The organism is Pseudarthrobacter sp. NPDC092439 (genome assembly GCF_044754945.1).
Taxonomy (GTDB): Bacteria; Actinomycetota; Actinomycetes; order Actinomycetales; family Micrococcaceae; genus Arthrobacter.
In genome coordinates, this window is sequence record NZ_JBIVQB010000001.1 from 237,671 (window position 1) to 260,691 (window position 23,021).

Sequence of the window (23,021 nt, forward strand, 5' to 3'; positions counted from 1 at the left end):
GCGCACAGGCCGCCGGGCAGGTCAGGCCAGCCTCGCCTTACTGGAGACACGGACTAAATTACGACATGATTGTGTTGTGTATTCCATGACTACTGCTTCCGCCGTGCCCTTGGCCGGGCCGGCGGCCGACGCCGACGAGCGGACCCGGGACCGGGTCCTCTCCGCTGTCCTGGAACACGGCCCGGTCAGTGCCGCTGAGCTTGGCGAGCTTCTGGGCTTTACCCCCGCTGCCGTGCGCCGCCACTTGGACCACCTTTTCCGCGCCGGTGTCATCGAAGTCAAGCGCGTAGCCCGTGCAGGCGGCGGTGCCGGGCGCCCGGCCCGCCGGTATGTGCTCAGCTCCCAGGGCCAGTCCACCCTTGGCAATGACTACCTGGATATCGCCGCGCTGGCCCTAAAGGAACTCCAGTCGATCGGTGGGCCGGACGCGGTACGGGCATTCGCCGTCGAACGCTTCGCCGAAATGGAGGCGCGCTACGCCCCTGAGGTGGAGGCCGCAGGCCCGGAAATCGCAGACCGGGCCAAGGCGCTGGCGGCAGCCCTCAGCCGCGACAATTTCGTGGCCTCTGCTGCCTCCATCGAGGCCAAGGCGCCCCTTCCCGCAGCCCTTTCCAGCGTGCAACTGTGCCAGGGCCACTGCCCCATCCAGCAGCTCGCCGCCCGGTTTCCCGTGTTCTGCGACGTCGAGACGGAAGTTTTCTCCCGGCTGGTGGGCGTTGACGTACGCCGCCTGTCCACGCTGGCCCGCGGCGGCCATGTCTGCACCACCCACATACCTACAGGCAGGCTGCCTGTGCGGGAGCCTGCCGGCTCCTCAGCAGTCCCCGCCCGCCTGGACGACGAATCCAACCATCAGTAAGAAAGGCCGTGATGACGGACCAACTATCAGAGAAGGCAGCCGAAAACACTGTGATCTCCGAGATTCTGGAAAAGAATCCGGAGCTCCACGGCATCGGCACCTACGAGTACGGCTGGGCCGACAAGAATGATGTCGGCGCCAATGCCCGCCGTGGGCTTGACGAAGAGGTTGTCCGCGACATTTCGGCGAAGAAGAGCGAGCCGGAGTGGATGCTGGACCTGCGCCTCAAGGGCCTGAAGTACTTTGACCGCAAGCCCATGCCCACCTGGGGTGCGGACCTGTCGGGGATCGACTTCGACAACATCAAGTACTTCGTACGCTCCACGGAAAAGCAGGCAGCCACTTGGGAAGACCTGCCCGAAGACATCCGCAACACGTACGAGAAGCTGGGCATCCCGGAAGCCGAGCGCAGCCGCCTGGTCTCCGGCGTTGCCGCGCAGTACGAATCCGAGGTGGTCTACCACCAGATCCGCGAGGACCTCGAGGCCCAGGGCGTCATCTTCCTGGACACTGATACCGCGCTGAAGGAACACCCGGAGATCTTCCAGGAGTACTTCGGCACCGTCATCCCCGTGGGCGACAACAAGTTCGCTTCGCTGAACACGGCGGTGTGGTCCGGCGGATCTTTCGTCTACGTTCCCAAGGGCGTCCACGTGGACATCCCGCTGCAGGCCTACTTCCGCATCAACACCGAGAACATGGGCCAGTTCGAGCGGACCCTGATCATCGCGGACGAAGACTCCTACGTGCACTACATCGAAGGCTGCACCGCCCCGATCTACACGTCGGACTCGCTGCACTCGGCCGTGGTGGAAATCATCGTGAAGAAGGGCGCCCGCGTCCGCTACACCACGATCCAGAACTGGTCCAACAACGTGTACAACCTGGTGACCAAGCGCGCCGTCTGCGAAGAGGGCGCCACCATGGAATGGGTCGACGGCAACATCGGCTCCAAGGTCACCATGAAGTACCCGGCCGTCTACCTGGTGGGCGAGCACGCCAAGGGCGAGACCCTGTCCATCGCGTTCGCCGGCGAGGGCCAGCACCAGGACACCGGTTCCAAAATGGTGCACATCGCACCGAACACGAAGAGTTCCATCATTTCCAAGTCCGTGGCCCGCGGCGGCGGCCGTGCAGCCTACCGCGGCCTGGTCCAGGTCCGCGAAGGCGCCAAGCACTCGGCCAACACCGTGCGCTGCGATGCGCTGCTGGTGGACACCATCAGCCGCTCGGACACCTACCCGTACATCGACATCCGCGAGGATGACGTCGTGATGGGCCACGAGGCAACCGTTTCCCGGGTCAGCGAAGAGCAGCTCTTCTACCTGATGTCCCGCGGCATGCGCGAAGACGAGGCCATGGCGATGATCGTCCGCGGCTTCATCGAGCCCATCGCCCGTGAGCTCCCCATGGAGTACGCACTCGAGCTGAACCGCCTCATTGAACTGCAGATGGAAGGGTCCGTCGGATAACGATGACTGAAATCACTACTGAAAAGGCACGCATCGGCGCGCCTTCAGCCCAGCCGTTCATCAACGGCTTCACGGAGGAAGGCGAGAGCCTTTCGCCCATCAACGCCGCGGATGCCAAGGCGCCCCTGGCCGGAGCCTCTGCCAAGAGCCACTCCCACGGCGGCGGTGTGGGCATCCCTGACAGCTCCCGCGCCGGCCGCCTCACCTCCTACACGCTTGCAGACTTCAAGGCGCTGACCGGCATGGAGGAGGACTGGCGCTTCACCCCGCTCAAGCGCCTCCGTGGCCTGCACAGCGAAATCCTGTCCGGTACCGCCCCCGCCGTCACGGTCAGCGGTCCGGAGCAGGTACGTGTTGAAACCGTGGGCCGCGACGATCGCCGCATCGGCACGGCCGGGATCCCCGAGGACCGCGTGTCGGCCAACGCATGGGAGAACTTCGGCCAGGCCACCGTTGTCACCGTCCCGTCGGAATTCGAGGCGCTCACCGAGGTGAGCGTTGACATCGAAGGTTCCGCCGGCGAGGCCGCCGCACAGCACCTGGTGATCGTCGCGGAGAAATTCTCCAAGTCCGTCGTCGTCCTTAACCACCGCGGTTCCGCCGTGCTTTCGCAGAACGTGGAAATCGTTGTCGAGGACGGCGCAACCCTCACTGTCATCACGCTCCAGGAATGGAACGACGATGCGGTGCACGCTTCCTCCCAGCAGGCGAAGATCGGGCGCGACGCCAAGTTCAAGCACATCATGGTGAGCCTCGGAGGCGACCTGGTCCGTGTTACCCCGTCTGCCCGCTTCACTGCCCCCGGCGGCGAAGCCGAGATGTTCGGCCTGTACTTCGCCGACGCCGGCCAGCACCTGGAGCAGCGCCTGTTCGTTGACCACGCGGTGGCCAACTGCAAGTCCAACGTGCTCTATAAGGGGGCACTGCAGGGCCGCAACGCCCACGCTGTCTGGGTCGGCGACGTCCTGATCCGCAAGGAAGCAGAAGGCACCGACACGTACGAGGCCAACCGCAACCTGCTGCTCACCGACGGCGCCCGCGCCGACTCCGTGCCCAACCTGGAAATCGAGACCGGCCTGATCGAGGGTGCCGGCCACGCCAGCGCCACCGGCCGGATGGATGACGAGCACCTGTTCTACCTCATGGCCCGCGGCATCCCCGAGGATGTTGCCCGCCGCCTGGTGGTCCGCGGCTTCCTGAACGAGATCATCCAGCAGATCAAGGTTCCCTCCATCGAGGAGCGGCTCACCGACGCTGTGGAGCGCGAACTCGCGCTGACGGACAACTGAGGTACGGGGTCATGAGCAACCAGCCAAAGGGTGAGCTCGTCTGCAAGGCGGATGAGATCAAGCCCAAGCAGGCGCTGCGGATCCTGATCGACGACTACCCGGTCGCCGTGGTCAAGGATTCCATGGGCGAAATCCACGCGATCGGGGACACCTGCTCGCATGCTGATATTTCGCTCTCCGAAGGCGACGTTGAAGGCTGCGCCATCGAGTGCTGGGGCCACGGTTCCCAGTTCGACCTGCGCAGCGGCCAGCCGCTGCAGCTGCCTGCTTATGACCCCGTTCCGGTCTTCGCCGTTGAGATCCATGGCGACGAGGTGTACGTGGACGTCACCAACGTCCTCAATGGCGCCTCCGTCACCGGCTAGCACCCAGATTTACGAAACTACTTCCAGATAAAAGACCGCACCGCGCCGGGAGGCACGGTGCAGAGGAGAACACGGACACATGTCTACTCTTGAGATCAAGGACCTGCACGTCAGCATTGAGACGGAGCAGGGCACCAAGGAAATCCTGAAGGGCGTCAGCCTGACCATCCGCACGGGCGAAACCCACGCGATCATGGGCCCCAACGGTTCGGGCAAGTCCACCCTTGCTTCCACCATCGCCGGTCACCCCCGCTACAACGTCACCAGCGGTTCCATCACGCTCGACGGCGAAGACGTGCTGGAAATGAGCGTGGACGAGCGCGCCCGCGCCGGCGTCTTCCTCGCCATGCAGTACCCCGTTGAGGTTCCCGGCGTGAGCATGACCAACTTCCTGCGCACGGCCAAGACCGCCATCGACGGCGAAGCCCCCAAGCTGCGCACCTGGACCAAGGATGTCAAAGATGCCATGCAGAAGCTGCGCATCGACGCCGACTTCGCCCAGCGCAACGTCAACGAAGGCTTCTCCGGCGGTGAAAAGAAGCGCGTGGAAATCCTGCAGCTCGAGCTGTTCAAGCCCAAGTTCGCCGTCCTGGACGAGACCGACTCGGGCCTGGACGTTGACGCGCTGAAGGTCGTCTCCGAAGGCGTCAACCGGGCGCACGCCGAAGGCAACATGGGCACGCTGCTCATTACCCACTACACCCGCATCCTGCGCTACATCAAGCCGGACTTCGTGCACGTGTTCGTTGATGGCCAGGTTGTCGAGGAGGGCGGCCCCGAGCTGGCCGACCGCCTGGAAGAAGAAGGCTACGACCGCTACGTCAAGGGTGCCGGCGCTGCTTCCGTGACCGCTGCCGCTCCGGCCCAGTAAGGACCAGCCATGACCGAAATCACGCCGGGCCAGACGGCCCTGGAGGATGTCGAAGAGGCACTCAAGGATGTCATCGATCCCGAGCTGGGCGTGAACATCGTGGACCTTGGGTTGCTTTACGGCCTGAAGTACTCGGACGACGACGGCGCGCTGCTGATCGACATGACGCTGACCACCGCCGCGTGCCCGCTCACCGATGTGCTCGAGGAGCAGGTGGGCAAGGCACTGGACGGCGTCGTGGACGACTGGCGCCTCAACTGGGTCTGGATGCCGCCGTGGGGTCCCGAGCGGATCACCGATGACGGCAAGGACCAGATGCGGGCCCTCGGCTTCAACATCTGATCAGGCACGTACGACGGCGGCCGGTCACCTTCACTGCGAAGGTGACCGGCCGCTCCCGTTAGAAGGATATTCAGAGCGTGCGGGCCGCGAACGTGTCGCACTGCCTGATGTCGCCGGACTCATAGCCACGGCTGAACCAGCGCTGGCGCTGCTCACTGGAACCGTGCGTCCAGGCCTCGGGATTAACCTGCCCCGTGGTGGACTCCTGGATCCGGTCGTCGCCCACGGCGGAGGCGGCGGACAGGGCGTCGTTCAGATCCTGCTGCGTGAGCGGCTCAAGGAACGGCTGGCCCGTGGACGGATCCGGCACCGTGGTGGCGTGCTTGGCCCAAAGTCCCGCGTAGCAGTCCGCCTGGAGCTCAACGCGCACGGCGCCGGACTCCGGCCCCTGCGGATCCTGCTGCGCCCGGTTGATGTCGCCCAGGACGTTCTGCACGTGGTGACCGAATTCGTGCGCCACTACGTATTCCTGCGCCAGCGGTCCGCCGGATGAACCGAAGCGGTTCACGAGTTCCTGGAAGAAATCAGGGTCGAAGTAGGCCGTGGTGTCGGCCGGGCAGTAGAAGGGTCCCACTGCGCTGGTGGCGGAGCCGCAGCCGGTGTTGGTCCCGCCGGTGAAGATCACGGTCTCCGGCTGCGGGTATTTCACGTTGTATTGCGCAAGGTATTCCGGCCAGAACTCGTTCAGGCTGTTGACGGTGCCGGTGATCCGGCAATCCACCCGCTGGTCGGCGTCCGCGCCGGTGCTGCAGGCCGGCGCTGTTCCCTGCTCCTGCCCAGGGGGAGCCTGGCCGGCCCCGGCCAGCCCTTCCAAAAGCTGGGGATTGACGCCGAGGAGGGCTGCGATAAGGAGGATGAGCCCGCCGCCGATGCCGCCGCCCACCTTCACACCGCGGCCCATGCCGCGCCGGTCCTGGACCTGCGATGGATCCAGCTGCACGTTGTCATTGAAACTCATAAGGTCACAATAGCCGCTGGCCCTCCGTGGGGAAGGGGCCCGGCCGGTAAAGTTGATCCGATGCCTTTTCTCAACAAGCTCCAGCGCTGGGCCGCAGAACGGCCCCACGACACCGCCGTCGTGATCGCGGGCCGCCGCCTGGACTGGGCGCAGTTCCGTGATGAAGCGGCCTCCCTGGTCGCGGAAACCAAATCCGTGGCGGCCCTGTGCGAGCCCAACTCGATCGGCTTCGCGGTGAAATTCGCCGCCGCAGTTGCAGGCGGCCGGCAGTGCGCAGTGCTCGATCCCGCCTGGCCCGTCCTCCTGCAGGAGGAGATCGTGCACCGGGTCCACGCCGCTGCGCAGGCTGTGGCCGTCGCGACCGATGATGCGCTGGAGGACGGCCCGGGGGACTCCCCGTTCCTGATCGGCCTTACCTCCGGCACCACGGCGGTCCCGAAGGCCTTTACCCGGTCGAGACGGTCCTGGCAGGAGTCGTTTGAGGCCTCCATCGAGTTCTTTGGCCTTCGCCAGGATGACGTCACGCTGGCGCCTGGGCCGCTGGCTGCGAGCCTGAACCTGTATGCCCTGGCCGAGTGCCTCTACGCGGGATCCGAATTCCAGACCCTCGAAACTTTCGACGTCGGGAACGTGCACTCGGCCATCACCCACGACCGCGTCACCCGCCTGGTGCTGGTGCCCACGATGCTCCGCATGCTCAGCGAACGGGGGCTGACCGGTTGCGTGGATGCCTCCGGAGTGCGGACCATCATTTGCGCGGGTTCCAAGTTGGATGCGCGCACCCTGGAGGCGGCCCGCCGCTGGGCGCCGAACGCCACCATCTACGAGTACTACGGCGCCTCCGAACTCAGCTTCGTTTCCGGCGCGGGGCTCCCGGCCGGCGCGGCGCCGGCCCTGGGCGGCACCGGGATCGGGCGGCCTTTCCCGGGCGTGGCGGTGCAAATCATGGACGACGGCGGGTCCCCGCTTCCCGACGGCCAGCCCGGCAATATCTGTGTCCGGAGCGCCATGGTCAGCAACGGCTATCTGTGGGGCGACGACGGCGAGGCGCTTCGCTCATTCGACGGCTGGTTCACCGTAGGGGACCAGGGATACCTTGACGCCGGCGAATTGCACATCCTGGGCCGGCGTTCGGACATGATCCTTACTTCAGGCAAGAACGTCTACCCGCACGAGGTTGAGTTGGCACTGGGGGCCGTTCCCGGCGTGGCTGCTGCCGTGGCAGCGGGCATGCCGGACGATCTGCGCGGCCAGCGGGTAGTGGCCGGCGTAGTACCGTCCCACGGTGGCGTCACGGCCACCCAGCTTCGTGCCGGACTTGCGGACATCCTGGCAAGGGACAAGCGGCCCCTGCAGTTCTATGCCCTGGCGGAGCTGCCGGTGACGGACCGCGGCAAGGTCAGCCGCAGCCTGCTCCTCGATTGGATCGACGCGCGGGATGCGCGGGTCCGAAGCCTTGGCACCTGATCTCCTCCCGCCCGGCCGGCAGCCGGTCATCATCGCCGCCCGCCGCACTCCCGTGTGCCGCACGAACGGTGCTCTGCGTGGCCTGCGGCCCCATGCGCTGCTCGCGCCGGTCCTGCGGGAGTTGGTGACGGACGCGGGTGTCGACGCCTCCGCCGTGACGGACGTGGTGGTCGGCAACGCCGTGGGCGGCGGCGGGAACGTGGCGCGCTACGCCTTGCTGGAAGCCGGATTCCCGGTAGGCGTGCCGGGGCTCACCGTCGACCGTCAGTGCGGCTCGGGACTGGATGCCATCGTGCTGGCCGGCGGCCTGGTTGCCGCCGGCGGCAACCCCCTCTATCTTGCCGGAGGAGTGGAAAGCACCAGCACGGCGCCCCTTCGCGCCTACCAGGACGACGACGGCGTTCCTGAGTTTTTTGCGCGCGCCCGGTTTGTTCCGGCAGACTTCGGCGACCCGGATATGGGAGTCGCGGCGGAAAACGTCGCCAAGCGATTCGGCGTCGGCCGGGAGCGGCAGGACGGGTTCGCATTACGGAGCCACCAGCGGGCCCTTGCGGCGGCCGCTGCAGGCCGTTTTGCAGCCGAGACAGTGCCCCTGGCCGGTCCCGGGGGAACAGTGGCCGCCGATGACGGTCCCCGCCGCGGTCTCAGCCCGGCCGTAATGGCGAGGTTCCCCGCCGCCTTTGTGGAAGGAGGAAGCGTCACGGCCGGAAACTCGTGCTTCGACGCTGACGCCGCGTCCGCCGTCGTTATCACTTCCCTGCGGCGCGCCAGGGAACTGGGCGCTTCAGACGGCCTGCTGGTCGTGGGCACAGCGACGTCGGGCGTGGAACCGCAGCTCCTGGGCGTGGGCGCGGCCGCGGCGGCGCGCAAAGTGCTGGCAGCGGCAGAAGTAAAGCCCGGCCGGCTTGACCTGGTGGAGTTCAATGAAGCGTTTGCCGCACAGGCGCTGGCCAGCCTGGACCTGCTGGGAATCGATCCTGCAGCGGCCAACCTCGACGGCGGCGCCCTCGCCCTGGGCCACGCCTATGGGGCGTCCGGCGCCGTCCTGGTCACCCGGCTTCTTGCCCAGGCCCGGGAGGCGGACCGGCCGGGACTGCTGGCGCTGGCCATGATCAGTATTGCGGGCGGGATGGGCACGGCGGCGCTGATGCAGTACGTGAAGCTCAGGGACTGACTTCGGCCCCCTCGTCGGGCTCGCCCAGGCCGCGGGCGGCCAGTGCTTCGCCGGTCTGGCGGGCAAACGCCACCGAGGTGATGAAAACGGGCAGGACCAGTGCCCGCGGATTCCGTTCCAGGCCCCTGGCCCGGGCCGAATCGCGGACGTCCGCGAAGGTTCCGGCGATGTAGGGGATGCTGCGCAGCATGACGCCAATGGTGAGGGCAAAGCGTTCGGGATCGGCGCCAAACCGCTTGAACGGTCCGGCTGCCTTTACTACCGCGTCAAGGATCTGCTGGACAGGCGTGGTGGCGGACAACAGCGATGCGGCCACCACGCAGATCAGGATGTTCAGCACAATGCGTGCGGACGCCGGGCCGCCCAGCTGCCACCACTGGAAAGCGCCGATGACCAGCAGCACGGGCACCAGCGGACCCACCGCCGCCCAGAGCCGCTTGGGACCGGCTCCCGTGCTGAGGAACAGAACACACAGGGCAGCCAGGCCGGCACCGGAAACCCTCCAGTCCACCACGATGAACGATGCCAGCCCCGTGGTGAACACGAGCACGAATTTCAGTCCGGCCGGCGCCCGGTGGAGCACTGAGCTGCCCGGAACGTAGTTGGCCAGAAGGAAGCCGTGGCCCCTCATCGGGTACCTGTTCCGGGGCCGGCAGTGGTGTGGAGGCACAATTCCCTGTAGGCCGCAACGGCAGCGGCCGGCGGGCCGTCAAAGTGAACGCGGCCCGCTTCGATCACCAGGACCCTGTCCATCTCGAGTGCGAGGTCAAGGTCGTGGGTGGACATGATGATTTGCTGGTCCAGGCCTGCCAGGGTGAGGCGCAGCAGTTCCCGGTTGCGCAGGTCCAACAGGGTGGACGGTTCATCGAGGACGAGGACACCGGGATCGACGGCGAGGACGGCGGCGAGCGCCATCAGCTGGCGTTCGCCGCCGGAGAGCTCGTAAATGCTCTGGTCCGCGAGGTGAAGCAGGCCCAGCCGGTCCATTGCGGCCTCTGCCTGCCTGCGCCGCTCTGCACCGTTCCGGACCGAGCGGCGCAGGGACAGTTCCACGTCCTCCCGGCCTGTGGGCATCACCAGCTGGGACAACGGATCCGTGAAGACGAACCCAACCGTGCGCCGGACGGCGCGGACGGCGCCAACGGTGTCCGCGCCGTCCACCGTTACGCTGCCGGACGTGGGCTGGACCAGGCCGTTCACCAGGCGCAGCAGGGTGGACTTGCCGGAACCGTTGGCGCCTATGACTCCGATCCGTTGGTCGGTGAGCCGCAGGGTGATGTCGTCCAGCAGCACCTTCGGGACGGGGGAGTGCTCCACCGGGACGGACACCGTCACCTCGTCGAAGCTCACTGCGGGCATGGTGGAAACCTAGTCCCGGATCTGCATGGGAGCCGTACGGAGGGTGCGCCGCACCAGGATGTCCGGGAAGGCGCGGTGCAGGGCAACGGCGATGAGTCCTGCGAGGACATTCTTGACCAGGTCTCCGGGGTAGAAGATGAGGTCGCTGAGGAATGCCTGGCCGATGGTTGCCTTCGTGTTCATTGCGATGCCGAGAATGCCCAGTGAGTGGACTACCACCACGCTGGTGACAGTGGCGGCGAGGAAGAACCCGAGGGCACGGACCTTGGCGGTGCGGCGGATGACGACGGTGGCCAGCCATCCCACCACGCCTGCGGCAATGGGGAATGCGATGATGTAGCCCACCGAAGGGCCGGCCAGGATGCCCAGGCCGCTGCGGCCCTGGCTGAAGATCGGGAGCCCTGCCAGGCCGAGCAGGACGTAAAGGCCGACGGCGGCGAAGCCGCGGCCCGGGCCGAGCACCAGGCCTGTCAGCATGACGGCGAGGGTTTGGAAGGTGATGGGGACGCCGAACCCGTTGACGGCGAGCCCCGGAACGAGCGCGGAGCCGGCCACGAGCGCCGCGAATACGGCGATCAGGCCGAGATCAGTGGCGTTCCAGGTGCGGCGCAGCGCTGGCTTGGGTTCTGCGGAGGTGCGTGTGTTGCCCATGGTGGTCCTGTCGCTGGTGTACAAGGAAAATGTGATGTGCTCCCGACGTTACCGGGGCATTGGCAGTGCAGTTTTGTGGGGGACCTACTAACTGGATGGCATGCTGCTGAGCGCTGTTCACAAATCGATGGCTTTGGCCACTCATCGTCCGGCCGACTGTGTGCTGTGCTACAGAACCCGAGGAGTCGGGCGCCTTAGGGTGGACACCTGCCCTAACCCTCGGGCCAATTGCGAAAGGAACACGATCATGGTCAAGGCCATCTGGAACGGCGCGGTTATCGCCGAATCCGACGACACAGTGGTTGTGGAAGGAAACCACTACTTTCCCCGGAAGGACGTCAATCCGAGCTACCTCCAGGACAGCGACATGTATTCCTTCTGCCCCTGGAAGGGACAGGCCAGCTATCACACGCTGGAAGTCAACGGTCAGCGGAATGTGGACGCAGCATGGTACTACGCCCACCCAAAATCCCGCGCCCAGCCCATCAAGGACCGCGTCGCGTTTTGGCGCGGTGTGACCATCGAGGATTAGCCGGCTGCTGTGTAGCCCAGTTCACTGAACCGCTCCAGGGGACAGGCAAGGCTGAACTGGTAAGCACAACTTCGAGGAAAGGAATCATCATGGCTTCCGCTTCAGCACTTCCACACCACCCCACGGCTACCCAGCTCGGCCGGAGGATCGTAGCCGGTGCGGCCGGCGGCCTCGCAGGCGGGCTGGTGTTCGGCATGCTTATGTCCCTCATGGGCATGCTCCCGATGGTCGCATCCATGGTCGGCTCCGACTCTGCTGCAGTGGGTTTTGGCGTGCACATGGTGATTTCCGTGCTCATCGGCTGGGGCCTCGTCATACCCTTGGGGGGCATGCTCTCCGCCTCGTATGCCAAGGGCGCAGTAATCGGCCTCGCCTATGGTGCGATGTGGTGGGTTCTGGGCCCCTTGGCCATCATGCCGGCCATGCTCGGAATGCCTCTCTTCGCCATTGACGCGATGGCCATGTTCAGCCTCATGGGTCATCTGGTATACGGCGTTATTCTGGGACTGGTGGCGGTCCGGATCCTCAAAGGCCAGGTATGACCGATATTTGCCGTGCGGACGTGGCAGCTGCCGTATCAGGAGACCTGCGACCATGGTCCCCCCGACAACGAGAGGCCAATCCCCTGACAGCAGGACCAGCCGACGCATTTGCTTGCCTGACCGAGGTGGATCTCTTCGCCGACCTCACGCCAGAGGAGATGGGGGCCATGGAGCTCATGGCCCCCGCACGCAGATTCCGCCGGGGAGAGCTGCTGTATAGCCAGAGTCAGCCACTAACAGCGTTGTTTATCCTCAAGAGCGGACGGGTCCGGGTATTCCGCGTGACCGAGGACGGCAAGGCACTGACCATGGCCATCCTTGAACCAGGAGCCGTTTTTGGCGAGATGGTGCTGATCGGCCAGCGTATGTATGACAATTACGCCGAGGCCATTGAGGACTCGGCTGTTTGCCAGCTCAGCGTTGAAGAAGTGGAACGCTACCTGCTCGCCGACCCGAGGATCGCGGTGCGTATCTCCCGACTGCTCGGTGAGCAGGTTGCCCGGCTGGAGGAGCGGCTCACGGACCTTGCGCTTCGGCCGCTGGCAGCACAGGTTGCCTCCACCCTGCTGAAATTGGGTGATACCGCCTCCCCAGGACGGTTCGGACAGGGACCGACCATCCACCTGACGCACGAACAGCTCGCCGGGCTGCTCGGTGCTTCACGGGAAGCGACAAGCAAAATCATGAGCGACCTTGCGGCTCGACGGGCCATCCGGCAGGGGCGCGGCCGGATTATCATCCACGACCGCGCCCTGTTGAACAGAATCGCCCGTAGCTCCGCCGGGTAGGCCCACAAAGCCATCTTCACCACGTAATGACCACGCTGAACCGCAGGCGCCATCAACCGTTGTTCATGTGGCTGTCGCCAGCGAGGATGCCAGCTCAGGGAGCGTGGCCGCGGTGTAGTCGGGCGCCCGGAAGTAGTCGGGGTATGGGCCGCCGGACCGGTTAAGCCAGGCCGTGGCGAGTCCTGCGCGGGCAGCGCCGTGGATGTCCCAAGGGTGCACGGCCACGAGCAACATCTGGTCAGGGGTGGCCCCGCAGACCGATGCAGCGTATTCGTAGGAGGCGGGGTTCGGTTTCCAGGCCGGAGCGTCCTCGACGGAGAGCAGCCGTTCGAACCTGTCCCGGATCCCGGCATCGGCAAAGAGCTTCTCGGCCACTTGCGTTGACCCGTTGGTGAGCGTGACGAGCCGGTAACCTGCTGCGCCGAGGGCTGTCACGCCGTCTGGGACGTCCGTGTGCACTCGAAGGCCGGAGAAGCCTGCCATGACGTGCTTCACGGCCAAGTCCGCATCCTGGTTCAATTCGGTGCCCGCAAACAGGCCGTGCAGTGCTTCGGCGCCGATGGCGGCGAAGCTTCTGTTGTCACCGGAGGCCGTCAGGGCAAAACCGTCCCGCAGCAGCGTGGCAAACCACAATTTTGCCAGCTGTGCGGGTGCACCGACCTCGACGAACCGCTGGCCCATGGGGGACATGTCGGACAGTGTCTCGTTGACGTCAAAAACGATGACCGAAGGTTTCAACCGTGGATCTCCTTTTTGTTCGCATGTGATTCGCTGCCGGGACCAGTTTTCCTTGCGGTACTTGAATTTGTCGAGGAAGGCGTGATGGAGCCATTCCCCGGCGAAGCAGGGGCAAGTCCGCCGCGGTGATGCGTCTGGAGCAGGCTCATGTTGCGCAGCAGGAAAGCCGGGAGATGTCCGTGGTGTAGGACTGCGCGGCGATCTTGATCCCTTCGGCCATTGTCAGGTAAGGACTCCACAGGTTCGCCACCTGGTCGACAGTCATTCCGGCCGCCAGGATATACACGCCTGCTGCCGCAATGTCTCCAGCCTCCTTGCCGACCGCGGTGAGCCCGAGAATCCGGCCGGTCCCGGTCTCGGCCACGAGCTTGATGAAGCCGCGCGTATCCCGGTTTACCAGTGCCCTGGGTACGTATTCCAGCGGGAGGACGCGGCATTCACAACTGATGCCGCTACTTCGGGCTTCCCTGTCGGTCATACCAACGGCTGCCATTGCGGGGCTGGTGAACGCCACACGTGGCAGGTGCCGGTAGTCCACTTTGCGCCCGGCGCCAGTGAAGGCGTTTTCAGCAACAAGTGCACCGTGCGCGGATGCCACATAAACAAAGTTCGTGTGACCGGTGACGTCACCGGCGGCCCAGATGCGCGGATTGGTGCTGGCCATCGTGGCCTTAACGACTATTTCACCGGTGTCTCCGGTTTGCACTCCCACGCCGTGCAGGTTCAGCCCGTGGGTGGCAGGACGCCGTCCGGTGGCCATAAGCAGGCGGCTGGCGCTGAATTCTTCCTTCGCTCCGGCGACATCCGCAATTGCCCGGATTCCTCCCGTTGCCGCGTCCGGGCCTACTGACTTTATGGTGGCACGGCGGACTACACGGATCCCCTCGTCACTGAAGACGCTCATCAGGGCCCGCGCGGCCTCCGGTTCCTCGGCCGAGGCCAGACGGGAGCGGACCAGCATGGTCACTTTGGTTCCCAGCCGCGAGAACAGCTGGGCCTGCTCGATCGCCACGTACCCCCCGCCGACCACCAGCATGGACTCGGGAACCTCTTCCAATTCCATGGCCGTGGTGGAGGTCAGGTACTGCGTCTCCCGGAGTCCGGGAACTTCCGGGACCCATGGCGCTGATCCGGTGGCCACCAGGTAGTGGGCCGCGGCTACTGATACCTTTTCGCCGTCCGTGGCGGTGATCTCCAGGGCGGGGTCCTCCGGCGTACCGGTGAATGAGGCGTCTCCGTTTCTGAAGTCCCAGCCGTAGTCAGTGATCAGGTCAACATACTTCCCGGTCCGCATTTCCGCTATCAGGGAACGCTTTCCGACAATCAGGCCGTGCATGTCCACCGGGCCTGCGGAGGCGTCTATGCCGCGGAATCTCGAACCGGCGTCCAGCGCCACGTGACGCGCTTCAGCAGCTGCAAGCAATGCCTTAGATGGGACACAACCCGTGTTCACGCACGTCCCACCCGTGGTTGATCGGTCCACCATTAATACCGACTTGCCAAATTTTGTTGCCCGAATGGCGGCTGCGAAGGCTCCGCCGCCGGAGCCGATAATCGCAAGGTCTACATCAATGTCTGGTTTGGCGCTCATGGCGCTCCCTTCGGGAGTGGTCTCGGCCACCCTACTCTTCACCCGTCCCGATAGGGGAAGGTCCAGGCATGCTTGAAGGAGGATCATTCACGGGCCTGCGACAGCCCGAAGGAGTGCACTACCCGGCAAGGAGAGGTGTCAGATGTTGATTGGCCAGGCCGCCGCGACGGTGGGCATGACCACCAGGGCGGTCCGCTTCGACGGGGGTGAAATGCATGCCCGCTGCCGGTCGTCATGGCCCTGGTGAAGCAACTGCACGAAGGACGGATACATCAACGTCGGCGGCAGCCGGGACAGTACAGGGCGGGGTAGTTCCAAGGCTGCTGTCCAGGACAACAGATAATCCGCTTGGGCGGCCAGGCTGATATCCGAATTCCTACCCTCCACGATGCTATGCCCCTAACCCCGCATCTCCCGGCACAGCGCCCGGCCCCGCAGGAGCGGAGTCACATGACGCCAGAGCCGGGGCGAGGTGGGTATTCGCGGTTCCTGCCACCAAACGCACCCGGTAGACTTGAAAAGGCCGTTCTCCGGCCATTCTCCCCAGCTGTCCTGCAATATCTGTGCGTGGCTGCGGCGTTCCCTGTTGTGAAAGGCCTTACCTGCTGTGATTACCGTCCAGGATCTTGAACTGCGCGCTGGCGCCCGGCTCCTCATGGACCAGGTGAGCTTCCGCATTGACAGGGGAGACAAGATCGGGCTGGTGGGCCGAAACGGTGCAGGCAAGACCACCCTCACCCGCGTCCTCGCCGGCGAAGGCCTTCCGGCTGCCGGCAAAGTGACCCGCAGCGGCGAGATCGGGTACCTGCCGCAGGACCCCCGCACCCCGGACATGGAGCAGCTGGCCCGGGACCGGATCCTCTCGGCCCGGGGCCTGGACATCGTGGTGGGTAAGCTGCGGAAGGCCCAGGAGGAGATGGCCAGCGACGACGCTCAGGTCCAGCGCAAGGCCATGAACCGGTATGACCGGCTTGAGGCGGAGTTTCTTTCTGCCGGCGGGTACGCCGCAGAGGCGGAAGCGGCCTCGATCTGCTCAAACCTGGCACTGCCGGACCGTCTGCTGAACCAGCCGCTCAAGACACTTTCCGGCGGCCAGCGGCGCCGCGTCGAGCTGGCCCGCATCCTCTATTCAGATGCGGAGACCATGCTCCTGGACGAACCCACCAACCACCTCGATGCCGACTCCATCGCGTGGCTGCGGGACTTCCTCAAGAACCACCAGGGCGGCTTGATCGTGATCAGCCACGACACCGAACTGCTCGAAGCCACAGTCAACAAGGTGTTCCTGCTGGACGCGAACCGTGCGCAGATCGACTTCTACAACATGGACTGGAAGCGGTACCTGCAGCAGCGCGAAACGGACGAGCGCGCCCGCAAGCGGGAACGCGCCAACGCCGAAAAGAAGGCCCAGGTCCTCATGGACCAGGCAAACAAGATGCGCGCCAAGGCCACCAAGGCTGTAGCCGCCCAGAACATGGCCAAGCGCGCCGAGCGGCTGCTCAGCGGCCTGGAAGCCGTCCGCGAGCAGGACCGGGTGGCAGCGCTGCGCTTCCCGGACCCCGCGCCTTGCGGAAAAACGCCGCTCACCGCCGATGGGCTGAGCAAGTCCTATGGTTCGCTGGAAATCTTCACCGATGTCGACCTGGCCATCGACCGCGGTTCCAAGGTGGTCATCCTTGGCCTGAACGGTGCGGGCAAGACCACCCTTCTGCGGATGCTCGCGGGGGTGGACCAGCCGGACACCGGCGAGGTCATCCCGGGCCACGGTGTCAAGGTTGGCTACTACGCCCAGGAACACGAAACCCTGGACGTCAACAGGACAGTCCTCGAGAACATGCGCTCCGCCGCCCCGGACATGAAGGACGCGGAAGTCCGCGGCATCCTGGGCTCATTCCTGTTCTCCGGCGACGATGTGGATAAGCCCGCCGGCGTGCTCTCCGGCGGGGAAAAGACGCGTCTGGCCCTTGCCACGATCGTTGCCTCCAGCGCCAACGTCCTGCTCCTCGACGAACCCACCAACAACCTCGACCCGGCCAGCCGCGCCGAAATCCTTGGCGCACTGCGGAACTACTCCGGCGCCGTCGTCCTTGTCAGCCACGATGAAGGTGCCGTCGAAGCCCTCAACCCCGAGCGCGTCGTTCTGCTGCCGGACGGCGTGGAAGACCACTGGAACGAAGACTACCTGGACCTGATCACGCTCGCGTAGCGTTCTCCGGGGCGCCGTGACAGGTTTTGCTGCGCGGCGCAGGCCGCTTCAGCGCACCGGCAACTCCAGCGCTCCGGTGATTCTCCGCAACTCCTTGTAGGTGATGCTGAACATCGTGGTGTGGTCTCCTGCTCCTGCCCAGAGGAGGTCCTTGGTTTTCAGGGAGTCGTCCAGGAGGGTTCGGATTCTTTTGGGGTGGCCTACAGGGGCTACTCCGCCTACCTCCTGGCCGGTATGTTCCAACACGAAGTGGGGTGAGGCGCGGCGGATCTTTTCCGATCCCAGCTGGCGGGCCACCAATGCCGTGTCTACCCGTGCGGCGCCGCTGGCGAGGATCAGCAGGGGCTCGCCTGCCAGGTCGAACACCAGGCTGTTGGTAATCGCCGAGATGTCGCACCCCAGCGCCTCGGCCGCGGCGGCGGCGGTGGGGACACCTGCAGGGAAGTGCCGGACCGTGTCGCCGACGCCGGCGGCGACCAGCGCGGAGCGCACCCGGGCAACGGGACCGCCGTCGTTCTTCACCATCGGTCAGTACCCTTGCGCGTCCAGGAGTGCGTCTTCCTCTTCTTCGGCCGTTGGCCGCTTCCGTCTCCGGGGCGGGGCCGGACGACGGCGCGCGGGGACGGCAGAGTGCACGGTTCCGGACGCGTCCGGCTCGCCGTCGTCCTCCGCGTCAATCGCCGCGTTGCGCGCCTGCTGCCGCGCCGCGTAGCCGAAGCCCACAAACATGAGCACGCCAAATGCGAACCACTGTAGCGAGTAGGACAGGTGGGTGCCCTCCTCGACGGACGGCTTGGGGAACGGATAGGGCATCCCCGCCGCCGGCGGGGTTTCCGAGGCCAGCTGGCCGTACGCGCCGGTGAGCACCGGATAGGGCAGTTGGGCGGCGTAGGCGTTCAGGTCGATGGAGGCCAGCTGGCCTTCCGGGGCGCCCCGCTGCAGTTCCGGCTCGGGGTGCTTCAAACGGACGACGGCGGTGACCTCGCCGGCCGGGGGAGCGGGCACCGAATCAGGGCTGCCCGGGTTCTTATTGCCGATGGGCAGCCAGCCGCGGTCGATGATGACGGTCTCGCCCGAGTCCAGGCGGAAGGGGACCAGCACCTCGTAGCCGGGCTGGCCGTTGAGCGGGCGGTTGCGGACAATGCGCTGCCCGCTGGGGTCATAGGAGCCCTTCAGCTCAACCTGCGCCCATTCTCTCTCAGGGTCCAGCACCCGGAACTGGTCCCGGGCCTGCGCAAACGGCACCGGGGCAGCCGAATAGTTGCTGACCACACGGTTGATCTCAGCAAGCGTTTCGGCCCGGCGGTCCATCTGCCAGCGGCCCAGGAAAACGCAGGCGGAGGCGAAGATCACGGCCAGCAGAAGATAGCCCAGCCATTTGCTGGAAAAGAGGAACCGGTACATTCAGCTGTCCTGCTCCCGGGCGCCGTCCGGGGCGTCCAGGGGAAGGGTCTCCTTCCACAGGCCACGGGTCTGCAGGTAGTCCTCGAGCCACTCCCGGTGTTCCCCGCAGGCAAGCCAGGTCTTGCGGCGTTCAGGCGTATGGATCTTGGGGTTGTTCCAGAGCAACTGCCAGGAGGCTCCGGCACGGCAGGCCTTGCGCGAGCAGACTGCTGCATCCTCCGGGAACGCGGGATCAGAACCCGCGGCGAAATCGAAAATACTCATGATGCCCGCCGCTCCTCCCCGGCGTTGGGGTTGTCTGTTCGGCCGCCCGGGTCCGTGTCATCGACCAGTTCACCCTGGAGCAGCGCACTGCCCGGCTCATCACCGCTGCCCGGGAGCGCGGGCGCCTCAAGTTCGGCAAGCGGCGCGGAGTCCAGCAACAGGTCGCTGTGGCCTTCGGCGAGGTCGCTTCCGTTTGCGATGATAACTGCGATCCAGGGCAGGAACACCGCCCCGGCCACGGGAATCAGCTTGAACCAGCCGTCAACCACGAAGATCAGGATCAGGCACACCATGCGGATGCCCATGGCCAGGGCGTACTTGACCATGCGCTTATGCATGTCCACCGAGTGGGCTGCGGCGGCATCCGTAATGCTGTGGACTTCTGCGTCACCCGAGAACCGGCCGGGTTCTCCGGGCGCGGACTGTCCTGCATGGTTTTCAAGGGTCACGGTGGTTGATCACGCTCCAAAGGCTTGGGTTAATTCTCTCACCATCGGCAGTGGCACCCAAACCCGGCCCGGGCCGTTCGCTAAGATCGGAGGCAGTCCCAAACACCACCTTGCTACCGCGGCGCCGCATGCCGCAGAGAACCGGAGTCCGTCAATGACTGAAGCAGTTTCCGCCCCCCGCAGCGTCCTGATCACCGGCGGCAACCGCGGCATCGGCCTGGCCATCGCGGAAGCCTTCCTGGCCAACGGCGACAAGGTGGCCGTCACCTACCGCAGCGAAACCCGGCTGCCCGAGGGCATCCTGGGCGTCAAGGCGGACGTGACCGATGAGGCGTCAGTGGATGCCGCCTTCAAGGAGGTCGAAGCCGCGCACGGTCCCGTGGAGGTCCTGGTTGCCAACGCCGGCATCACCAAGGACACGCTGCTGCTGCGCATGAGCGAGGACGACTTCACGTCGGTCATCGACACCAACCTCACCGGTGCTTTCCGCGTGATCAAGCGCGCCTCCAAGGGCATGATCCGGCTCCGCAAGGGCCGTGTTGTCCTCATCTCGTCCGTCTCCGGCCTCTACGGCGCCCCCGGCCAGATCAACTACTCCGCCTCCAAGGCAGGCCTGGTGGGCATCGCCCGCTCCCTGACCCGCGAGCTGGGGTCCCGCGGCATCACCGCCAACGTGGTGGCCCCCGGCTTCATCAACACCGACATGACCGCCGAGCTCCCCGAAGCCACCCAGAAGGACTACCTGGCCAGCATCCCAGCCGGCCGTTTCGCTGAAGCCTCCGAGGTGGCAAACGTGGTCCGCTGGATCTCCAGCGACGAGGCCGCCTACATCTCCGGCGCGGTCATCCCGGTGGACGGCGGCCTGGGCATGGGTCACTAGGAGGCCCTTGCGGGAACTAGTGCGGCCGGGCTTCTTTGTTGGACCCGGACAAGGGAATCGCCGCTGTGCGCTGGCATGATGGTCTGCAGACCAACAGCGAATTAGACGTTTCGAACAAAGGAAGTACGTATGGGACTGCTGGATAACAAGACCGCCATCGTCACCGGATCCTCACGCGGGATAGGCGCCGAGGTGGCTAAAATCCTCGCAGGCGAGGGCGCGTCCGTCGTCGTCAACTACCGCCAGAAGGCGCCCCGCGCCAACAAGGTGGTCCAGGGCATCGAGGCCGACGGCGGCCGTGCCGTGGCGGTCGGCGCGGACCTGACCACCCAGGAAGGCGTCCAGGCGCTGGCCAGCGCAGCAATGGAGAACTTCGGTTCCCTGGACATCCTGGTCCTCAACGCCTCCGGCGGCATGGAGACCGGCATGGGCGAGGACTACGCGCTCAAGCTCAACCGCGACGCCCAGGTGAACATGCTCAACGCCGCCGTGCCGCTGATGAAGGAAGGCTCGCGGGTCGTCTTCGTGACCAGCCACCAGGCCCACTTCATCAACACCGTGCCCACCATGGACGCCTATGAACCGGTGGCCCGCAGCAAGCGCGCCGGCGAGGACGCGCTGCGTGAGCTTATCCCCAACCTGGCGGAAAAGGGCATCTCGCTGGTGGTAGTGTCCGGCGACATGATCGAAGGCACGGTCACCGCCACCCTGCTGGACCGTTCAGCCCCGGGTGCCATCGAGGCGCGCCGCGCCGAAGCCGGCAAGCTCTACTCCGTGGAGGAGTTCGCCCAGGTGGTGGCCGGCATGGTTACCGCAGACGTTGAGTCCGGCCACACGGAATACGCCGGCGGCGCAGACTACTTCGGCAAGGGCGCGCAGTAGGTCTCAGCTTCCACCCCAACCGCGAGATGACACTTCGCGGCAATGTTCCTCCCGGACACTGCCGCGAAGTGTCATCTCGCGGTTAAGGGTGTTCAGACTCCGGCGATGTGCCGGACGGCGTCCAGGTACGGCATGTTCAGGGCGGCGTCGGCCACAGCCCGCACGGCCGGCTTGGCGTTGAAGGCCACGCCGATGCCGGCGGCGCCCAGCATGTCCAGGTCGTTGGCGCCGTCGCCCACCGCGATGGTGTGCTCCAACGGTATGCCCTCGGCGGCGGCCCACTCGCGCAGGTACTTCTCCTTGGCGGCGCGGTCCACCACGGCACCCAGCACCTTGCCGGTCAGCACGCCGTCAACGATTTCCAGCTCGTTCGCCTGCCAATAGTCCAGGCCCAGTTCCTCGGCGACCGGCCGCAGGATCTGGTTGAAGCCGCCCGACACCACGGCCACCACATGGCCGGCAGCCTTGAACGCGGCCACAAGGTCGGCGGCCCCTTCGCTGAGCTGCACTTCTTCACGGACGGAATGGACGACGCCGGCGGGCAGCCCCGCGAGTACGGCCACCCGGGCGTGCAGGCTCTGGGTGAAATCCAGTTCGCCGCGCATGGCTGCTTCGGTGACGGCGGCCACTTCTTCGAATTTGCCCGCATAGGCGGCAAGGAGTTCGATGACCTCCTGCTGGATCAGGGTGGAATCCACATCCGTGATCAGGAGCTTGCGGGGGGCGGACCGCAGGCCGTCAGGAACAAGGGCGGTGTCCTGTCCGTCGATGCCGGCTTCGGCTACGGCCCGCCGGAGGGCGGCGAGGCCGGCGGCGGTGGCATCCGGAAGGGCGAGTTCCGCCACCTGAACGCGGTAGCGTTCGTCACCCAGGGAATCTTCCCGCAGCACCTCGGCGCCGGCGGCGGCCAGGACGGAACGCAGCTGCTCCAGCCCGTATGGAGTCATATTTTGGCCGTAGCTGACCGCAGTCACGTTCGAAGTCATGCCTGCAATCTTAGCCAGCGGGGCAGCTGTGCCCTGAATTCATTGCGCCGGAAGCAGGCGCCCGGACCCTGGCCGTGACGGCCGGCACGCGCCCACGCCGGAGCGTCCCTCACCGGTTATCAGTCGTCCTCTTTTTTGTCCTAGTGTCTACTCCTATGAGTGATGTTCTGGAATTGGCCTCCGTCAGTGTTGTCCGAGGCAAAAAAACGCTGCTGGACAAGGTGGACTGGCAGGTTAACGAGGGCGAACGCTGGGTCATCCTGGGTCCGAACGGCGCCGGCAAGACCACCCTCCTCCAGATCGCTGCGGCACGGCTGCACCCGAGCAGTGGAACCGCGGGAATCCTCGACGAGACGCTCGGCCGGGTGGACGTCTTCGAACTCCGGCCGCGCATCGGGCTCTCCTCGGCCGCACTGGCTACCCAAATCCCCGAACACGAGACGGTCCTGAACGTGGTGGTTACTGCCGCCTACGGCGTCACCGGCCGCTGGCGTGAGGGATACGAGCGCGACGACGAACGCCGAGCCTTCCGCCTGCTGAACGATTGGGGCATGGGGCCACTGCTGAACCGCTCGTTCGCCTCGCTCTCCGAAGGGGAACGCAAGCGGGTGCAGATCGCCCGCGCCCTCATGACGGACCCTGAACTGCTGCTGCTGGATGAGCCGGGTGCCGGCCTTGACCTGGCCGGCCGCGAGGACCTGGTCAGCCGCCTGAGCGAACTGGCCATGGATGAAGCTGCGCCGGCCATGGTCCTTGTCACCCATCACCTCGAAGAAGTGCCGCCGGGCTTCACGCACGCCATGCTGCTCCGCGACGCAGGCGTGGTGGCCACCGGGCCCATCGCCGAGGTGCTGACCGCGGAGAACCTGGGCCGGACTTTCGGCCTTGAGCTGGACGTGACGGTCAACGGAGGCCGCTACACGGCTGTCGCACGCCGCTAGCAGTAGCCACG

General features: G+C 65.7%; 26 protein-coding genes. 15 read left to right on the forward strand and 11 right to left on the reverse strand.

From position 1 onward, the window contains the following. Nucleotides 1-85 precede the first annotated feature (85 nt). From ACIQCM_RS01085 to ACIQCM_RS01110, 6 genes are all read left to right on the forward strand, one after another. Complete coding sequence (locus ACIQCM_RS01085; RefSeq protein WP_400603888.1) at nt 86-859, forward strand: helix-turn-helix transcriptional regulator; 774 nt, start codon at nt 86-88, stop codon at nt 857-859. Nucleotides 860-870: 11 nt separating this feature from the next. After that, the gene (gene sufB, locus ACIQCM_RS01090; protein WP_400603886.1) at nt 871-2,331 is read left to right on the forward strand and encodes a Fe-S cluster assembly protein SufB; all 1,461 of its coding nucleotides are present in this window, start codon (nt 871-873) and stop codon (nt 2,329-2,331) included. Nucleotides 2,332-2,333: 2 nt separating this feature from the next. After that, on the forward strand, nt 2,334-3,620 hold the full coding sequence (sufD, locus tag ACIQCM_RS01095) for a Fe-S cluster assembly protein SufD (protein WP_400603883.1): 1,287 nt from the start codon (nt 2,334-2,336) through the stop codon (nt 3,618-3,620). A gap of 11 nt (nt 3,621-3,631) precedes the next feature. Then, nucleotides 3,632-3,985 carry a non-heme iron oxygenase ferredoxin subunit gene (locus tag ACIQCM_RS01100; protein ID WP_400603881.1) on the forward strand — a complete coding sequence of 118 codons (354 nt, stop codon included), beginning with the start codon at nt 3,632-3,634 and terminating at the stop codon, nt 3,983-3,985. Between the two features lie 79 nt (nt 3,986-4,064). Further along, on the forward strand, nt 4,065-4,856 hold the full coding sequence (gene sufC / locus ACIQCM_RS01105; RefSeq protein ID WP_400603879.1) for a Fe-S cluster assembly ATPase SufC: 792 nt from the start codon (nt 4,065-4,067) through the stop codon (nt 4,854-4,856). Between the two features lie 9 nt (nt 4,857-4,865). Beyond that, on the forward strand, nt 4,866-5,198 hold the full coding sequence (locus ACIQCM_RS01110) for a metal-sulfur cluster assembly factor (protein ID WP_377215824.1): 333 nt from the start codon (nt 4,866-4,868) through the stop codon (nt 5,196-5,198). Nucleotides 5,199-5,268: 70 nt separating this feature from the next. On the opposite strand, the gene ACIQCM_RS01115 is transcribed toward ACIQCM_RS01110, so the two are convergent. Beyond that, complete coding sequence (locus tag ACIQCM_RS01115; RefSeq protein WP_400603878.1) at nt 5,269-6,156, reverse strand: neutral zinc metallopeptidase; 888 nt, start codon at nt 6,154-6,156, stop codon at nt 5,269-5,271. A 60-nt stretch (nt 6,157-6,216) separates the two neighbouring features. Between ACIQCM_RS01115 and ACIQCM_RS01120 the strand changes: the two genes are divergently transcribed. Together ACIQCM_RS01120 and ACIQCM_RS01125 are read left to right on the forward strand one after the other, a co-directional pair. Beyond that, entirely contained in the window at nt 6,217-7,623 is a 1,407-nt protein-coding gene (locus ACIQCM_RS01120; RefSeq protein WP_400603875.1) for a class I adenylate-forming enzyme family protein, read from the forward strand. Beyond that, a complete protein-coding gene (locus ACIQCM_RS01125; RefSeq protein ID WP_400603873.1) occupies nt 7,595-8,797 on the forward strand; it encodes a thiolase family protein in 1,203 nt (400 codons plus the stop codon). The genes ACIQCM_RS01120 and ACIQCM_RS01125 overlap by 29 nt, the downstream gene beginning before the upstream one ends. On the opposite strand, the gene ACIQCM_RS01130 is transcribed toward ACIQCM_RS01125, so the two are convergent. Genes ACIQCM_RS01130 through ACIQCM_RS01140 form a run of 3 tightly spaced genes read right to left on the reverse strand, consistent with a single transcriptional unit; the run spans nt 8,787 to nt 10,807 of the window. Continuing rightward, nucleotides 8,787-9,428 carry an energy-coupling factor transporter transmembrane component T family protein gene (locus ACIQCM_RS01130; RefSeq protein ID WP_400603870.1) on the reverse strand — a complete coding sequence of 214 codons (642 nt, stop codon included), beginning with the start codon at nt 9,426-9,428 and terminating at the stop codon, nt 8,787-8,789. The genes ACIQCM_RS01125 and ACIQCM_RS01130 overlap by 11 nt on opposite strands. Continuing rightward, nucleotides 9,425-10,156: an energy-coupling factor ABC transporter ATP-binding protein gene (locus ACIQCM_RS01135; RefSeq protein WP_400603868.1), complete on the reverse strand. Its 732-nt coding sequence runs from the start codon at nt 10,154-10,156 to the stop codon at nt 9,425-9,427. Before ACIQCM_RS01135 ends, ACIQCM_RS01130 begins: the two co-directional genes overlap by 4 nt. Before the next feature lie 9 nt (nt 10,157-10,165). Further along, nucleotides 10,166-10,807 carry a biotin transporter BioY gene (locus tag ACIQCM_RS01140; RefSeq protein WP_400603866.1) on the reverse strand — a complete coding sequence of 214 codons (642 nt, stop codon included), beginning with the start codon at nt 10,805-10,807 and terminating at the stop codon, nt 10,166-10,168. Nucleotides 10,808-11,054: 247 nt separating this feature from the next. On the opposite strand from ACIQCM_RS01140, the gene ACIQCM_RS01145 reads away from it, so the two are divergent. The 3 genes from ACIQCM_RS01145 (at nt 11,055) to ACIQCM_RS01155 (ending at nt 12,669) form a co-directional block, all read left to right on the forward strand. Continuing rightward, on the forward strand, nt 11,055-11,339 hold the full coding sequence (locus ACIQCM_RS01145; protein WP_400603865.1) for a DUF427 domain-containing protein: 285 nt from the start codon (nt 11,055-11,057) through the stop codon (nt 11,337-11,339). An 89-nt stretch (nt 11,340-11,428) separates the two neighbouring features. Further along, complete coding sequence (locus tag ACIQCM_RS01150) at nt 11,429-11,881, forward strand: hypothetical protein (protein ID WP_400603863.1); 453 nt, start codon at nt 11,429-11,431, stop codon at nt 11,879-11,881. 125 nt (nt 11,882-12,006) lie between these two features. Beyond that, entirely contained in the window at nt 12,007-12,669 is a 663-nt protein-coding gene (locus ACIQCM_RS01155) for a Crp/Fnr family transcriptional regulator (protein WP_400603862.1), read from the forward strand. A 63-nt stretch (nt 12,670-12,732) separates the two neighbouring features. Here ACIQCM_RS01155 and ACIQCM_RS01160 read toward each other — a convergent pair whose 3' ends face one another. After that, entirely contained in the window at nt 12,733-13,407 is a 675-nt protein-coding gene (locus ACIQCM_RS01160) for a haloacid dehalogenase type II (protein ID WP_400603860.1), read from the reverse strand. 145 nt (nt 13,408-13,552) lie between these two features. Further along, nucleotides 13,553-14,998: a mercury(II) reductase gene (gene merA, locus ACIQCM_RS01165; protein ID WP_400603858.1), complete on the reverse strand. Its 1,446-nt coding sequence runs from the start codon at nt 14,996-14,998 to the stop codon at nt 13,553-13,555. 607 nt (nt 14,999-15,605) lie between these two features. Between merA and abc-f the strand changes: the two genes are divergently transcribed. After that, nucleotides 15,606-17,204 (forward strand): ribosomal protection-like ABC-F family protein, encoded by a 1,599-nt coding sequence (gene abc-f, locus ACIQCM_RS01170; protein WP_400603856.1) that lies wholly within the window; start codon nt 15,606-15,608, stop codon nt 17,202-17,204. A 48-nt stretch (nt 17,205-17,252) separates the two neighbouring features. Here the strand turns inward: abc-f and ACIQCM_RS01175 are convergent, their stop codons facing one another. From ACIQCM_RS01175 to ACIQCM_RS01190, 4 genes are read right to left on the reverse strand one after another with little or no spacing between them, the layout of a single operon-like run. Then, nucleotides 17,253-17,729: a YbaK/EbsC family protein gene (locus tag ACIQCM_RS01175; RefSeq protein WP_400603854.1), complete on the reverse strand. Its 477-nt coding sequence runs from the start codon at nt 17,727-17,729 to the stop codon at nt 17,253-17,255. Nucleotides 17,730-17,732: 3 nt separating this feature from the next. Continuing rightward, entirely contained in the window at nt 17,733-18,608 is an 876-nt protein-coding gene (locus ACIQCM_RS01180) for an SURF1 family protein (RefSeq protein ID WP_400603853.1), read from the reverse strand. Then, the gene (locus tag ACIQCM_RS01185; RefSeq protein ID WP_400603851.1) at nt 18,609-18,872 is read right to left on the reverse strand and encodes a hypothetical protein; all 264 of its coding nucleotides are present in this window, start codon (nt 18,870-18,872) and stop codon (nt 18,609-18,611) included. It abuts the gene before it with no gap. Next, nucleotides 18,869-19,321, reverse strand: coding sequence for a DUF3099 domain-containing protein (locus ACIQCM_RS01190; RefSeq protein WP_400603849.1), 453 nt, complete (start codon nt 19,319-19,321; stop codon nt 18,869-18,871). The genes ACIQCM_RS01185 and ACIQCM_RS01190 overlap by 4 nt, the downstream gene beginning before the upstream one ends. Before the next feature lie 154 nt (nt 19,322-19,475). Here ACIQCM_RS01190 and ACIQCM_RS01195 point away from each other — a divergent pair, with 154 nt between their 5' ends. Further along, complete coding sequence (locus ACIQCM_RS01195; RefSeq protein ID WP_400603846.1) at nt 19,476-20,201, forward strand: beta-ketoacyl-ACP reductase; 726 nt, start codon at nt 19,476-19,478, stop codon at nt 20,199-20,201. 129 nt (nt 20,202-20,330) lie between these two features. Beyond that, entirely contained in the window at nt 20,331-21,083 is a 753-nt protein-coding gene (locus tag ACIQCM_RS01200; protein ID WP_400603843.1) for an SDR family oxidoreductase, read from the forward strand. Between the two features lie 92 nt (nt 21,084-21,175). Here ACIQCM_RS01200 and serB read toward each other — a convergent pair whose 3' ends face one another. Next, the gene (gene serB, locus ACIQCM_RS01205; RefSeq protein ID WP_400603841.1) at nt 21,176-22,069 is read right to left on the reverse strand and encodes a phosphoserine phosphatase SerB; all 894 of its coding nucleotides are present in this window, start codon (nt 22,067-22,069) and stop codon (nt 21,176-21,178) included. A gap of 155 nt (nt 22,070-22,224) precedes the next feature. Between serB and ACIQCM_RS01210 the strand changes: the two genes are divergently transcribed. Beyond that, on the forward strand, nt 22,225-23,010 hold the full coding sequence (locus ACIQCM_RS01210) for an ABC transporter ATP-binding protein (RefSeq protein WP_400603838.1): 786 nt from the start codon (nt 22,225-22,227) through the stop codon (nt 23,008-23,010). Nucleotides 23,011-23,021 lie beyond the last annotated feature (11 nt).